The sequence below is a fragment of the Deinococcus soli (ex Cha et al. 2016) genome (assembly GCF_001007995.1).
Taxonomy (GTDB): Bacteria; Deinococcota; Deinococci; order Deinococcales; family Deinococcaceae; genus Deinococcus; species Deinococcus soli.
The window spans coordinates 2,165,773-2,178,454 of the sequence record NZ_CP011389.1 but is presented as its reverse complement, the minus strand read 5'-3'; the positions used below and the strand labels follow the sequence as shown (position 1 = coordinate 2,178,454).

Sequence of the window (12,682 nt, the reverse complement as noted above, 5' to 3'; positions counted from 1 at the left end):
TCAGAGCCCACAGCCCTGCGTCCGTGTCTGCCCGTCCCCGTATCATCAGGCGCGATGAGTGACGCACCGCTTGGCGTGTTCGACAGTGGCGTGGGCGGCCTGAGTGTCCTGGGGGACCTGCGGCGGGCACTGCCGGGCGAGGACCTGCTGTACCTGGCGGACACGGCGCACGTCCCGTACGGCGCGCGGCCCGACGGGGAGATCCGTGACCTGACGGCGCGGGCGGTGTCGGCGCTGCACGCGCGGGGCGTGAAGGGCGTGGTGGTGGCGTGTAACACGGCGTCGGCGTTCAGCCTGGGCGACCTGCGTTCGCGCTTCGACATGCCGGTGATCGGGCTGGTCCCGGCGGTGAAACCGGCGGTGCTCTCGACCCGGTCGGGGGTGGTGGGGGTGCTGGCGACGCCGGGCACGATGCGCGGGACGCTGCTGGCGGACGTGATCCGCGAGTTCGCGGACCCGGCGGGTGTGCAGGTGCTGAAGGCCGTGAGTACCGAACTGGTCCCGCTGGTGGAGGCGGGGCAGGCGGACTCCGCGCGGGCGCGTGAGGTGCTGCGCGAGATCCTGACCCCGGTCGCCCAGGCCGGGGCGGACGGGCTGGTGCTGGGCTGCACGCACTACCCGTTCCTGGCGGGCAGCATCCGCGCGGAGTTCGGGGACACGTTCACGCTGCTGGACAGCGGCGCAGCGGTCGCGCGGCACACGCGGCGGGTGTTGGAGGAGCGCGGCCTGCTGAGCGCGCGGACCTCGGGCGGGACCGAGGGGTTCCTCGTGACGGGCGACCCTGCGCGGGCCGCACCGGTCATCACCGAGCTGCTGTCCCGTGCGCTGGGGCCCGCGAACGTGCAGAATGAGGGGGAAGTTCACCGGGCTCTGCCCAGAATCGAGCGCATACAGACATGACCCAGCCCATCCGCGAAGGCCGCGACCTCCTCACGCCCCGTCCCGTCACCGTCAAGCGGGGCGTGAACCCGCACGCGCCCGGCAGCGCGCACCTGATCATGGGCCGCACCGAGATCCTCGCGACCGTCACGCTGGAAGAGAAGGCCGCGCCGCATATGCGCGGCAGCAAGGAAGGCTGGCTGACCGCCGAGTACTCCATGCTGCCGCGCGCCACGAACGACCGGCAGGCCCGCGAACGGAACCTCCAGAACGGCCGTCGTCACGAGATCCAGCGGCTGCTGGGCCGCGCGCTGCGCGCCGGGATGGACCTGCGTTACTTCCGCAACCAGACACTGTACGTGGACTGCGACGTGCTGGTCGCGGACGGCGGGACGCGCGTGGCGAGCATCCTGGCGGGCCACGCGGCGCTGCATGACTTCTGCGACCGCCTGATCCAGAAGGGCCGCCTCACCGACTGGCCCATCTCGCGGAACATCGGGGCGGTCAGCGTCGGGCTGGTCGGCTCGGAGATCCGCGTGGACCTCGATTACGCCGAGGACAAGGTGGCCCGCGCGGACCTGAACGTGGTCGCCACGAGTGACGGCCTGATCGTCGAGGTGCAGGGCGGCGCGGAGGAAGGCGTGCTGACGCACGACGAGTACGTGGGCATGCTCGCCACCGGCACGCGCGCCGTGCAGGACATCATGGCGGACCTGACCCGGCAGCTGTCCGTCATCCAGGGCATGTAACAAGAACTCCGGTTAAAAGGTTTGCAAAATCTTTCAACCCGAGCCGATGCGAGAAGGAGAGAAACGGGTTCCGGGCGTGGAGTTGGCAACCCGGTGCGGTTGCGGGTTGTTAACGAAACAGACGGAACCCGTATGAGCCCCGCTCCGCTTCACTGAAGGGTTGCCCAAGCGTGGGGGCGCACGAGGGCAGGGCGTGCCTGCGCTAGACTCCGGGACAGTTCAAGGAGGGCAAGGCATGAGTGTGACGAGATTCATCGGGCGGGCGCTGCTCGCGAGCATCTTCATCAAGAGCGGCCTGGATCACCTGCAGAACCCCGAACCCATCGTGCGCGCGGCGCGCGGCGCGGAAGTGCCGGAACCCGAACTGGCCGTGAAGGTCAACAGCGGCGTGATGGTAGGCGCGGGCGCGCTGATGGCGGCGGGCCTGCTGTCCCGCCCGGCCAGCGTGGCCCTGGCCGCCAGCCTCATTCCCACCACCGTGATCGGCCATCCCTTCTGGGACAAGCAGGGCAAGGAGCGGCAGCAGCAGCAGACGCAGTTCCTGAAGAACCTCGCGCTGTTCGGCGCGCTCCTGATCGTCAGCAAGGAGTAAACGGTTGAAAGGTGATGGTTGATAGGTGGGGTGACCCTCTATCAACCATCACCTGTTCACCATCAACCTTCTACAGCACGCGCAGGCGGTAGAAGATCCCGGCCACGGCCACGGCGAGGGCCACGGCCAGACCCAGCACGATCCAGATGCCTTCCGGGCTGTCGTGGAAGGGAATGGGGACGTTCATGCCGAACACGCTGGTGACCAGCGTCGGGATGGCCACGAGGATGGTCGTCACGGTCAGGACCTTCACGACCTGATTGACGTTGTTGCTGATCACGCTGGCAAAAGCACCTGCCATGCTGGTCAGGATGTTGCTGGCGATGGACGCCATCTCAATGGCCTGGAGGTTCTCGATCAGGACGTCGTCGAGCAGGTCGCTGTCCTCCTCGTACATCTCGAAGATGCGGTCGCGTTTGACGCGTTCCATCATGGCCTCGTTCGCCTTCAGGCCGGTCAGGAAGTACACGAGGCTCTTCTCGAGTTTCAGGAGGTTCAGCAGCTCGCGGTTCTGCTGGCTGTTTTCCAGCTTGTCCTCGATGGCGTCCACGCGCTTGTTGATCTGCCGCACGTCGATCAGGAACCGCTGGGCGTTGCGCAGGAACAGCTGCAGCGTCAGGCGGTTCTTCTTGACGGTGCTCACGCGGCGCACCAGGCCGCCCAGCACGTCCTTGATGACCGGGTTCTCCGGCAGGGCGCACACCGTCACGAGGCAGTGGTCGGTGTGCAGGATGCCCAGCGGGACGGTGTCGTAGGGGATGTCGCTGTCCTCGGCCAGCCGGTAGCTGGTCTGCATGATGATCAGCAGCTGCCCGTCTTCCCGCTCGAAGCGGGAGCGTTCGTCCGGGTCGAGCGGGTAGGACAGGTAATCCAGGTCCAGGCCGGTTTCACGGGCGACGCGGGCGAGTTCTTCGGGGCTGGGGTCGGCGGCGTTGATCCAGCAGCCGTCGATGTAGCCGTCAATGGTGTTCAGTTTGCCGCCGACGCTGCGGTAGTACGTCAGCATGCGCGGCCTTCAGGGTGGAGCATGGGGCGACCTCCGGGGATGGGTGGGGCGTGGTCAGAGGTCGACTGGGCGGTTCGCCGTCCAGGGTGTGGGGGTCTGGGGTCACGTCATCACCTCCTCGGGGGTCGCGCGCCTCTGCGGGGCGCGGCGGGACCCATGCTAGCCCCGCCGTATGGGGCGCGGCAAGGGGCGAGGGCCACCCCCTCGCGCCTCACCCGGTGGCGGTCAGTGGCGCTCGGCGAGCACCTCGATCTCCACGCGGACGTCGCGTGGCAGCCGGGCGACCTGCACGGTGCTGCGCGCCGGGTAAGGGGCGGGGAAGTGCGTCTCGTACACGGCGTTCATGGCGGCGAACTCGTTCATGTCGGCCAGGAACACCGTGGTCTTCACGACCCGCGCCAGATCGGTCCCGGCGGCGGCCAGCACCGCCTTGAGGTTCGCGATGACCTGCTCGGTCTGCTCGGTGATGCCGCCCTCCACCAGGGTGCCGTCGGGCGTCAGGGGAATCTGGCCGCTGGTGACCACCAGGTTCCCGAAGACGGTGGCCTGGCTGTACGGACCGATGGCGGCGGGCGCGTCGGGCGTCTGGATGATGTCTTTCATGACCGGCAGCATACCCGGCGGCGCGTGGGGTCTCAGCGTGGCTGCGTGACGCCGTGTTCGCGTGCAGGGGCGGGCGCGGCGGGGTGCAGGCTCGCGCTGGGCGTACCGAGTGGCGTGTGGGCGCGGCGGCGCTGCGTGACGCGCTGCCCGATCAGCAGCGCGAGCAGGATGGCGGTCCCGAGCGCGCCGAGCACAGTGCGGCGCTCAGGCAGCAGCATGATGCCCAGCAGCGTGAAGTACGCGATCATCAGCAGCAGGTACGTCATCAGGCTGTTGCCGCGCTGGGTGCTGAGCAGCACGTCGATGTACATGGGGCCGTCGTCGCGCCGGGCGGGCAGCGCGTAGGAGGGCAGGGCCGCGTCGCGCTGCACGTCCACGATCAGCGCGGTGATGTTGTCGGGGCCGCCGCCGTCGTTGGCTGCGTTTACGAGCAGCCGGGCAGTCGTCTCGGGCGGCAGGGGCCGGGCGAGCAGGGCGCACAGTTCGTCGTCGGTGACGACGCTGCTCAGGCCGTCGCTGCACAGCAGCAGGCGGTCCCCGGCCTGGGTGGGCAGGCCGTGCAGTTCCAGCCGGACGCGTTCCTCGCCGCCCAGGGCGTTGCTGACGACGCTGCGCCACTGGTGGTCGCGCGCCTCGGCCTCGGTCATGTGACCCAGGCGGACCTGTTCGGCCACCCAGGAGTGGTCCTCCGTCAGGCGGTGCAGTTCCGAACCGCGCAGCAGGTACGCGCGGGAGTCCCCGACGTGCGCGATGAGCACCGCCCCACGGTCGACCAGCGCGGCGAGCAGGGTGGTGCCCATGCCGACGTACTCGCCTACCGCGTGGCGCAGCACGGCGATGTTCGCGGCCTGCACGGCCTGCGCCAGCCGGGCGGGCGGCGCGCCGCGTCCGTCGAGGTAGTGCTGGCTCAGGGCGTCCAGCGCGAGGTTTGCGGCGAGTTCCCCGGCGGCGTGGCCGCCCATGCCGTCGGCCACGGCGTACAGGCCACCCTGCGGCAGGTCAAGTGCCAGGGCGGCGTCCTGGTTCACGCCACCCTGCCGCTGCCGACCGACGTCGGTCAACAGACCGGACGTCAGGGAGGGCGTCGCGGGGGCGCGCATGAGTTCAATATAAGCCACCTGACTGCGGGTTCGGGTGTAGACCCGTCAGCTGGCGTCGCGGGGGGGGAGCTGCGCGGCGGCATGCAGGTCCGTGATGGCCTGCACGCAGGCCGGATCGAAGAGCGTCCCGGCGTGCCGGCGCAGATACGTCAGGGCGTCCGCGTCCGTCCAGGCGGGTTTGTACGGGCGGGCGCTGATGAGTGCGTCGAAGGTGTCCACGACCCGCACGATCCGTCCGCCCAGCGGGATATCCGCGCCGCGCAGCGCGCGGGGGTAGCCGCTGCCGTTCCAGCATTCGTGGTGGGACAGGGCGATCTGCGCGGCGAGGTGCAGCAGCGGGCCGCCGTCGGCCGCGCCGGGCTGCGTGAGCAGCTGCGCGCCCAGCCCGGTGTGCGTGGCGATGATGTCGCGCTCGTCGGGCGTCAGGGGGCCCTCCTTCAGGAGGATCGCGTCGGGAATGCCGATCTTGCCGACGTCGTGCAGCCGGGCGGCCAGTCCGAGTTCCTCGGCGTGCGCGGCGGGCAGACCCAGGTGGCGGGCCACGGCGGTCGTGGCGTCCCCCACCCAGCGGGTGTGGGGGCCCAGAGGCGCGTCGCGGAACTCGGCGGCGCTGGCGAGCAGGTCGATGACCGCCCGCTGGCTGCGGCGCAGTTCCTGCGTGCGGACCTGCACAAGCGCCTCGAGTTCATCGTTGCGCTGGCGGTGCAGCCGGGCCTCGTGGCGGGTGGCGTCCAGGGCCACGCGGGCCTGCGCGGCGCGGGCGCGTTCCTGCTGGTGGGCGTGGCGGGTGTGGGCGTCCAGCTGGTGGTAGGCGCGGTGGTGGGTCAGGGCGCGCGGGTAGTCGCCCAGGTGCGCGCAGACGTCACTGGCGACCAGGTGCAGCGCGGCGTGCTCGTGCGGGTGGGCGGGCGCGGCGGGGTCGCGCAGCGCGGTCTGCACGGTGGCCTGCGCCTGCGCGGCGCGGCCGAGGTCCAGCGCGGCGCGGGCCTGCGTGGCCTGGGCGCGCAGCGCGGCGCGGGTCTGGCCGCTGGCCCGCAGTAGCGGTTCGGCCTCGCGCGCGGCGTGCAGGGCCGCCCCGGGCTGCTGCTGGTGCAGGTACAGTTGCGCGAGAGCCACCCAGCTCTCCCCGCCGAGCGGTTCGAGGGGCGCCAGCACGGCGAGTTCCTGGGCGCGGCGGGTCAGGCTGGCGGGCTGCTCGTGCGGTGGGAGGTCCAGTTCGCTCAGGGTCAGGCGGACCAGGGTGCGGGTCAGGTCGGGGTGTCGGTGGGCGCGACGCAGGTGCAGGCTGGCGCGCAGCGTGTCGCACGCGGCGTGCGCTTCGCCCTGCGTGGCGTGCAGCGTCGCGAGGTCGTCCAGCAGGTCGAGTTGCAGCGTCAGGTCACCCGCGTCACGGGCGAGGCGCAGCGCGAGGGCGAGGTACTCCTGCGCCTCGGTGTCGTTGGCGAGGTTCAGGTGCGCGAAGGCGGCCTCGCGCCACGCGCGGGCCTGCCCGTGCGGGTCGTGCCCCAGGTACGCGACGCTCTCGAGGAGCACGCCGAGCGCGTCGCGGGGGCGACCCAGGCGATTCAGGGCGGTGCCCTGGTCGTGCAGGGCCGCGGCGAGCTGATGGTCGTTCCCCTGGCGGCGGGCCTGCTCGGCGCGGCCGTGCGCGTCGTGCAGCGCGGTCTCCCAGCGCTGGCGGTCCGGGCGGTTCAGGGCGTCCGGAGTTCCGCAGGGAAGGCTGGTCCAGGTCATGCCTGCGTCATCACATCACCCGCGGGATGAAAACGCATTCACCTGACAGGTAGTCCCCCGCCGGGTGGGCGTCCCGGTCACGTGAGCTGTTCACGCAGCCACAGCATCAGCGCCTCGGCACTGGCGGGATTGGTGGCCAGCGGGATGTCGTGCACGTCGCACAGGCGCACCAGGGCGCTCACGTCGGGCTCGTGCGGCTGGGCGGTCAGGGGGTCGCGGAAGAAAAACACGGCCAGCACGCGTTCCTCGGCCAGCCGGGCGCCGATCTGCTGGTCGCCGCCCAGCGGGCCGGACAGCACCCGCTCGACCTGGAGGCCGGTCTGTTTTTCCAGGATGCCGCCCGTCGTGCCGGTGGCGACCAGATGAAACTGGCCCAGTACGGCGCGGTGGTTCAGCGCGAACAGGGCCAGTTCGAGTTTCTTCTTGTCGTGGGCGATCAGTGCCACCTGACGGCTGGGGTTGGGGGCCATGCGGTGCATTGTCTCACGCGCGCCGGACCGGCCGGACCGGGGTGGGTCAGGCAGCGCCCTCGATCCGGATGCGGCGGTAGCGGGCCTGCACGACGCACCACACGCCGTAGCACAGGGTGCCCAGCGCCACGGCGCCCAGCAGCAGGTTCCCGCTGGGCTGGGTGCGCAGCCAGGTCAGGGCCTCGCTGATGCCGACGGTTTCGCTGGCCTTGCGGTGCCACGCGGCCAGCAGGGCGAACACGCCGATGATGATCATCAGTACGCCGCGTGAGGCAATGCCGACCTGCCCGATACGTTTCAGGACGTCGCAGGTGCGGGCGGGCAGGTCGGTGAAGGTCACGCGTTTCATGAATTTTGCGCCGTAGGCGACGTACAGCTGGTTTGCGGCGACGGCCAGCAGGATCAGGCCGCCCACGGCCAGCCACAGCTGCCCGCCGGGGAGGTTCAGGACGGTGCCTGCCACCTGATCCTCGCTGTTCTGCGAGCGGGCGGCGTTCCCGGCCAGGGCCAGCCGCGCGGTGAAGAACGCCAGGGCGAGGTTTGCCACGCCGCTGAAGGCGTACCCGGCGCGCTTGACGATCCCCTTGGCCTCGTGCCCCTGATCCTCGGGGTCCAGCGCAGCGCGGATCAGCTGCCACAGCGCGTAGCCGATCAGGCCCAGCGTGAGCAGCCAGATCAGCAGCGTGCCCGCCGGGAGGTCCTGCAACCGCAGCAGGGCGCCCTTGGTGTCGGTGGTGGCGCCGCCGCGTCCCAGGGCCACACTCAGGGCCAGCAGGCCGACCGTGCCGTACACGACGCCCTTGCTGGCGTACCCGAAGCGGGCCAGGGCCTCCAGCCAGGGCGCGGCGTGGCGGGTGGCGTGCGCGGCGGCCTGCTGCGCGCCTTCCACGCCGCCTTTGAGGGTGCTGGCCGTCTGCTGGCCCAGGTGTTTGAGGTCTGCCATGAGACCTTCAGTGTGTGCCGGGGAGGCGCGGCGCGGGTGCGGCGGCCGTTCAGGCGCCTTGAACTGGCCTGTGGGTTTTCTTTACGTCCGCACGCGCTGCACGGAGCCCGTCCTGTACGGATTCCGTTTGTTTCGTTGACAACCCGGAACCCGCTTGGTTCCTGCTCGCTCTGCTCGGGTGGAAAGGTGTACAAAACCTTTCCACCCGAGGTCGTCTTACTCGCCCGGCAGTTCTTCCTCGAAGGCGTTGACGTCCTCCAGGTACTCGGCGATCCAGGCCTTCACGGTGGCCTGCGTGAACCCACCTCGGATGGCCAGGGTGCTGTCGAGGTAGTAGCTGCCCTCGTAGGCGTACGCCTGGGTGTAGTAGTTGCTGTTCCACTCGTTCACGAGGTCCAGGTCGAGGTCCTCGGCGTCGCTGTAATCCCAGGAGGTGCTGGCGGTGGCGCGGCTGCACACGCCGCTCTTGCATCCGCTGAGCCACACCTGCACCTCGTGCCCGCCGCTGGTGAAGGTCATGGTGGGGTCGCGGTCGGCCTGGGCGGGGTCCATGGTGACCTTGTACCCGGCGGCCTTCAGGGCGGCCATGACGGCGGCGGGTGTGCCGGGCTGCACCTGCGTGACGGGCGCGGCGGCGCCCCCGGCGACGGCGGGTGCAGCGAGCGAGAGGAGGGTGGCGGCCAGCAGGGTGCGGGTCATGCCTCAGCGTACGCCCCCGCACCCGGCAGCGTCGGGGCAGATGCGGTAACTGCACCCGGTTCAAGTCTCTCTTCCGAATAACTCATGTTTTTCATGCTTACCGCATGTCAACGTGAGGAGCATGACCGCGCCCCGCACCCCCTCCCCCACCCCGCGCCGCCGCCGCACCTTCGGGGTGTACATCGGCCGCTTTGAACCCCCCCACGCCGCGCACCTCGCCGTGATGCTCGAAGCGCTCCAGAGCGTGCAGAAACTCATCGTGGTCATCGGCAGCGCCCGCGCCGCGCGCAACATCAAGAACCCCTTCACCGCCGAGGAACGCCAGGACCTCATCAGCCGCATGCTTCAGGACGCCGGCATCCCAAAAACCCGCGTGCTGTTCGTGCACGTCCGCGACTACCACTACAACGAGGCCCTGTGGCTCAGTGAGGTCCAGGCCGGGGTGACCGCCCACACACGCGGCAGCAGCGACGTCGCCCTCATCGGCCACATCAAGGACGAGAGCAGCTACTACCTGCGCTCCTTCCCCGCCTGGGAATTCATCCCCACCCACGTCGTCAGCGACCTCAGCGCCACCGACGTCCGCCGCGCCTACTTCGAAGGCCACCTGGACACTGTGCACGGCATGGTCCCCCCCGCTGTCCACGCCTTCCTGACCACCTTCCAGACCACCCCCGACTACCGCGACCTGCGCGACGAGTACGAGTACCTCGCCCGCTACCGCGCCGCCTGGAAGGACGCCCCCTACCCCCCCATCTTCGTCACGACCGACGCCGTCATCACCCGCAGCGGCCACGTCCTCCTCGTCCGGCGTGGCGGCCTGCCCGGCCGGGGGCGCCTCGCCATGCCCGGCGGGTTCCTCGAACAGAAAGAAACCCTCCTCGACTGCTGCGTCCGCGAGGTACAGGAAGAAACCGGCCTGGGCAGCGGCCTCGACCTGAAAGCCGCGCTGCGCGCCCAGGCGGTCTTCGACTACCCCGACCGCAGCCTGCGCGGCCGCACCATCACCCACGCCTTCCACTTCGACCTCGGCATCGGGCAGCTCCCACGCCTCAGCGGCGGCAGCGACGCCAGCGACGCCCTCTGGATGCCCCTGAGTGACATCCTGGCGAGCCCCGAACTGTTCTTCGAGGACCACCACGCCATCATCGAACACTTCGTCATGCGCGGGTAGGCGAACCTGCGGCGCGGCACACGGCGCAGACCTGGCATGCTGGAGCGGATGATCGGGACGCCCAGGTGACGCCGGACAAGCCGTACTACGTGTACGCCCTCAAGGACCCGCGCCAGCACCCGGCGCGGCCCTTCTACATCGGCAAGGGCACCGGCACGCGCGCCCACGATCACCTGATCCGCCCAGACCACACCCCCAAGGGCGACCGCATCCGCGAGATCGAAGGGGCGGGCGCGCAGGTCCTCGTGAGCTATCTGGTGGAGCACCTGACTGAACCCGAGGCGCTGCAGCTGGAAGCGGAACTGATCGCGGCGTTCGGCACGCAGGCCAGCGGCGGCCTCCTGACGAATACCGTGCTGCCCTCGGGTCTGGGGGGCAAGGAGCGGCCCGGCCTGACCGTGCCCGCCGGCGTGCCGGAGAAGGCGCAGGTGGGCCTGACGCTGCTCAAGGACGCCGTGCTGGAGTTCGCGCAGGCCAACCCGGGCGGCGTGAAAAACGCCGAGGTGGCCAGCCTGCTGGGCCTGCGCAGCGACTACGGGGGCGGCTCGAAGGACTACCTGTCGTACAGCCTGCTGGGGCTGTTGATGCGCGAGGGCAGGATCGGACGCAGCGGCAAGGGACGGCACGTGGCACAGGTGAAATGAGCGCGCCCCGCACTCCGGTGTGGGGCGCGCGGAGTGGATTGGGGTTCAGCCCTTGACGGACCCGGCGAGCAGGCCGCGCACGAAGTAACGGCCCAGCAGGATGTACACGAGCAGGGTGGGGAGTGCGGCGAGGATCGCGCCGGCCATGGGCAGGTTCCAGCTGACGGCCTGTCCGCCCGCGAGCTGCGACAGGGCGTACGTGACGGGCTGGCTGGTGGTGTTGGTCAGGGTGGCGGCGAACAGGAATTCGTTCCAGACCTGCGTGAACTGCCAGATGATCACGACGACGAAGCCGGGGATGCTGATCGGGAAGATGACCCGGCCGTAGATCTGCCAGAAGCCCGCGCCGTCGATGGTGGCGGCCTCGATCAGGGCGTCGGGCACGTCGGCGTAGAAGTTGCGGAAGATCAGCGTGGTGATGGGAATGCCGTACACGACGTGCGCCAGGATCAGGCCCCAGATGCTGCCGTACAGGCCGAGGCTCTTGATGAACTGGAACAGCGGGATCAGCACGGCCTGGTACGGGATGAACATCCCGAAGAGCATCAGCGCGAACAGGGTGTTGGCGCCGCGGAACTTCCATTTGCTCAGGGCGTAGCCGTTCAGGCTGCCCAGCAGGGCGCTGAGGATGGTGGCGGTGACGGCCAGGAACAGGCTGTTCAGGACGTTGCCGCCGATCTTCGCCCAGGCGTCGCTGAAGCTCGCCCAGTTCAGCGCGGCGGGCCAGTGCCAGGTGGTGGCGAGGTTGATCGCGTCGGGACTTTTCAGGGCGGTGGCGAACAGCAGGTAGACCGGCACCAGGAAGAACAGCGCGGCCAGGATCAGCAGGGCGTACATGACGACGCGGCCGGGTTTGATGGCGCGGCGGGGCGCGGCGCTGGGGGTGGCGTTGGCGGGCGCGGTGGTGGTCATGCGTGGCCCTCCTCGGTGCGGAACTGAGAGCTGAGGTACGGAACGATCACGAACGCCACGAGGATCAGCAGGATGGTGCCGATCGCGGCGCCCAGCGCGAACTGGTTCTGCCGGAAGCTGGTGAGGTACATGTTCAGCGCGGGCACGCTGGTGTTGATGTTGTCCGGGCCCGCCATGGCGTACACGAGGTCGAAGATCTTCAGGCTGATGTGGCCCAGGACGATCATGGCGCTCAGGGTGATCGGGGCGAGCAGCGGGAAGATGACGTGCTGGTACATGCCGATGTCGTTCGCGCCGTCCACGCGGGCCGCCTCGCGCAGCTCCTCGGGAATGCCGCGCAGACCGGCGAGGTACAGGGCCATGGTGTAGCCGCTCATCTGCCACACGGCGGCGATGATGATGCCGATGAGGGCGAGGTTGAAGCCGTGCAGTTCAGGGGCGGGCAGCATCTTGATGTTCGGCCCGATGAACAGCGCCCACAGGAACAGCAGCGCGGCGCACGCGGCGGCGACCAGGGTGCGGGTGCGGTCCCCGCTCCGCGCGGCGCGCACGGCCATGATGACCAGCACGAGGCCCACGACGCTGGCGGTCAGCAGCGGGAGTTTGTTCCAGTCGAACTTCCACAGGGCGTCGGTGCTGCTCAGCCAGCCGAAGGTGCTGGGTTGCCCGCCCAGCAGGGTCGGGGCCTGGTTGACGCCGCCGCCGGGTTGCAGCATCCAGCGCCAGATGGTGCCGGTCACGATGAACGACAGGCTCATGGGGAACAGGAAGATGGTGCGCCACAGCCCCTCCCCTTTCGGGTTACGGTCCAGGATCAGCGCGAGCCCCAGGCCCAAGCCCAGGCAGCCCAGGATGAAGAACAGCGTGAAGAAGATGGTACTGACGAGTTCCTGCCGGAAGCGTCCCTGGAGGAAGCCGGTGAACAGTTCCTGGTAGTTGGCCAGACCCACCCAGCGGATGATGGGGTCAAGCGCCAGGGCCTGGGCGGGGTCGTTGCCCCAGTCGGTCATGCTGACGTACACGCTGCGCGCGATGAAACCGTACACGAACACCGCGATCAGGATGATGCTGGGCGTCAGAACGGCGATGGACCACAGGCGGTCTTTACTCAGGCCTTTCATGCGGGCCTCCTTTCACAGGGTGCGGTGCGCGGGAAGCGGCGCGCGGGTCACCACGC

The 12,682-nt window shown here is 69.6% G+C and carries 14 protein-coding genes; 5 read left to right on the top strand and 9 right to left on the bottom strand.

Features of this window, described 5'->3' with window-relative positions:
* The first annotated feature begins 54 nt into the window (after positions 1-54).
* The 3 genes from murI to SY84_RS10755 all read left to right on the top strand — a co-directional run bounded on the left by murI (position 55) and on the right by SY84_RS10755 (position 2,220).
* Positions 55-900, top strand: a complete 846-nt coding sequence (murI, locus tag SY84_RS10765; RefSeq protein ID WP_046844007.1) for a glutamate racemase — start codon at positions 55-57, stop codon at positions 898-900.
* Positions 897-1,628, top strand: coding sequence for a ribonuclease PH (gene rph / locus SY84_RS10760; protein ID WP_046844006.1), 732 nt, complete (start codon positions 897-899; stop codon positions 1,626-1,628). The genes murI and rph overlap by 4 nt, the downstream gene beginning before the upstream one ends.
* Before the next feature lie 235 nt (positions 1,629-1,863).
* Positions 1,864-2,220, top strand: coding sequence for a DoxX family protein (locus tag SY84_RS10755; protein WP_046844005.1), 357 nt, complete (start codon positions 1,864-1,866; stop codon positions 2,218-2,220).
* A 70-nt stretch (positions 2,221-2,290) separates the two neighbouring features.
* Here the strand turns inward: SY84_RS10755 and SY84_RS10750 are convergent, their stop codons facing one another.
* From SY84_RS10750 to SY84_RS10720, 7 genes are all read right to left on the bottom strand, one after another.
* Positions 2,291-3,226, bottom strand: a complete 936-nt coding sequence (locus SY84_RS10750; RefSeq protein WP_046844004.1) for a magnesium transporter CorA family protein — start codon at positions 3,224-3,226, stop codon at positions 2,291-2,293.
* Positions 3,227-3,451: 225 nt separating this feature from the next.
* Positions 3,452-3,829, bottom strand: a complete 378-nt coding sequence (locus SY84_RS10745) for a RidA family protein (RefSeq protein WP_046844003.1) — start codon at positions 3,827-3,829, stop codon at positions 3,452-3,454.
* Positions 3,830-3,861: 32 nt separating this feature from the next.
* On the bottom strand, positions 3,862-4,929 hold the full coding sequence (locus tag SY84_RS10740; protein ID WP_046844002.1) for a PP2C family protein-serine/threonine phosphatase: 1,068 nt from the start codon (positions 4,927-4,929) through the stop codon (positions 3,862-3,864).
* A 45-nt stretch (positions 4,930-4,974) separates the two neighbouring features.
* A complete protein-coding gene (locus SY84_RS15950) occupies positions 4,975-6,663 on the bottom strand; it encodes an HD domain-containing phosphohydrolase (protein ID WP_052751123.1) in 1,689 nt (562 codons plus the stop codon).
* Between the two features lie 77 nt (positions 6,664-6,740).
* Entirely contained in the window at positions 6,741-7,133 is a 393-nt protein-coding gene (locus SY84_RS10730) for a methylglyoxal synthase (RefSeq protein ID WP_046844001.1), read from the bottom strand.
* A 46-nt stretch (positions 7,134-7,179) separates the two neighbouring features.
* On the bottom strand, positions 7,180-8,076 hold the full coding sequence (locus tag SY84_RS10725) for a DUF1206 domain-containing protein (protein WP_081424570.1): 897 nt from the start codon (positions 8,074-8,076) through the stop codon (positions 7,180-7,182).
* A gap of 216 nt (positions 8,077-8,292) precedes the next feature.
* The gene (locus SY84_RS10720) at positions 8,293-8,775 is read right to left on the bottom strand and encodes a YbjN domain-containing protein (protein ID WP_046844000.1); all 483 of its coding nucleotides are present in this window, start codon (positions 8,773-8,775) and stop codon (positions 8,293-8,295) included.
* A 121-nt stretch (positions 8,776-8,896) separates the two neighbouring features.
* On the opposite strand from SY84_RS10720, the gene SY84_RS10715 reads away from it, so the two are divergent.
* Together SY84_RS10715 and SY84_RS10710 are read left to right on the top strand one after the other, a co-directional pair.
* Positions 8,897-9,949, top strand: a complete 1,053-nt coding sequence (locus tag SY84_RS10715) for a bifunctional nicotinamide-nucleotide adenylyltransferase/Nudix hydroxylase (RefSeq protein ID WP_046843999.1) — start codon at positions 8,897-8,899, stop codon at positions 9,947-9,949.
* A 65-nt stretch (positions 9,950-10,014) separates the two neighbouring features.
* Positions 10,015-10,593 carry a GIY-YIG nuclease family protein gene (locus tag SY84_RS10710; RefSeq protein WP_046843998.1) on the top strand — a complete coding sequence of 193 codons (579 nt, stop codon included), beginning with the start codon at positions 10,015-10,017 and terminating at the stop codon, positions 10,591-10,593.
* A gap of 45 nt (positions 10,594-10,638) precedes the next feature.
* On the opposite strand, the gene SY84_RS10705 is transcribed toward SY84_RS10710, so the two are convergent.
* Both SY84_RS10705 and SY84_RS10700 read right to left on the bottom strand, forming a co-directional pair.
* Complete coding sequence (locus SY84_RS10705) at positions 10,639-11,505, bottom strand: carbohydrate ABC transporter permease (protein ID WP_046843997.1); 867 nt, start codon at positions 11,503-11,505, stop codon at positions 10,639-10,641.
* Positions 11,502-12,626 (bottom strand): carbohydrate ABC transporter permease, encoded by a 1,125-nt coding sequence (locus SY84_RS10700; protein WP_046843996.1) that lies wholly within the window; start codon positions 12,624-12,626, stop codon positions 11,502-11,504. Before SY84_RS10700 ends, SY84_RS10705 begins: the two co-directional genes overlap by 4 nt.
* Positions 12,627-12,682: the final 56 nt, after the last annotated feature.

Excerpts from the sequence above, each read along its gene's own strand:
- murI (WP_046844007.1), top strand. The coding sequence starts at position 55 with ATGAGTGACGCACCGCTTGGCGTGTTCGACAGTGGCGTGGGCGGCCTG.
- rph (WP_046844006.1), top strand. The coding sequence starts at position 897 with ATGACCCAGCCCATCCGCGAAGGCCGCGACCTCCTCACGCCCCGTCCC.
- SY84_RS10755 (WP_046844005.1), top strand. The coding sequence starts at position 1,864 with ATGAGTGTGACGAGATTCATCGGGCGGGCGCTGCTCGCGAGCATCTTC.
- SY84_RS10750 (WP_046844004.1), bottom strand. The coding sequence starts at position 3,226 with ATGCTGACGTACTACCGCAGCGTCGGCGGCAAACTGAACACCATTGAC.
- SY84_RS10745 (WP_046844003.1), bottom strand. The coding sequence starts at position 3,829 with ATGAAAGACATCATCCAGACGCCCGACGCGCCCGCCGCCATCGGTCCG.
- SY84_RS10740 (WP_046844002.1), bottom strand. The coding sequence starts at position 4,929 with ATGCGCGCCCCCGCGACGCCCTCCCTGACGTCCGGTCTGTTGACCGAC.
- SY84_RS15950 (WP_052751123.1), bottom strand. The coding sequence starts at position 6,663 with ATGACCTGGACCAGCCTTCCCTGCGGAACTCCGGACGCCCTGAACCGC.
- SY84_RS10730 (WP_046844001.1), bottom strand. The coding sequence starts at position 7,133 with ATGGCCCCCAACCCCAGCCGTCAGGTGGCACTGATCGCCCACGACAAG.
- SY84_RS10725 (WP_081424570.1), bottom strand. The coding sequence starts at position 8,076 with ATGGCAGACCTCAAACACCTGGGCCAGCAGACGGCCAGCACCCTCAAA.
- SY84_RS10720 (WP_046844000.1), bottom strand. The coding sequence starts at position 8,775 with ATGACCCGCACCCTGCTGGCCGCCACCCTCCTCTCGCTCGCTGCACCC.
- SY84_RS10715 (WP_046843999.1), top strand. The coding sequence starts at position 8,897 with ATGACCGCGCCCCGCACCCCCTCCCCCACCCCGCGCCGCCGCCGCACC.
- SY84_RS10705 (WP_046843997.1), bottom strand. The coding sequence starts at position 11,505 with ATGACCACCACCGCGCCCGCCAACGCCACCCCCAGCGCCGCGCCCCGC.
- SY84_RS10700 (WP_046843996.1), bottom strand. The coding sequence starts at position 12,626 with ATGAAAGGCCTGAGTAAAGACCGCCTGTGGTCCATCGCCGTTCTGACG.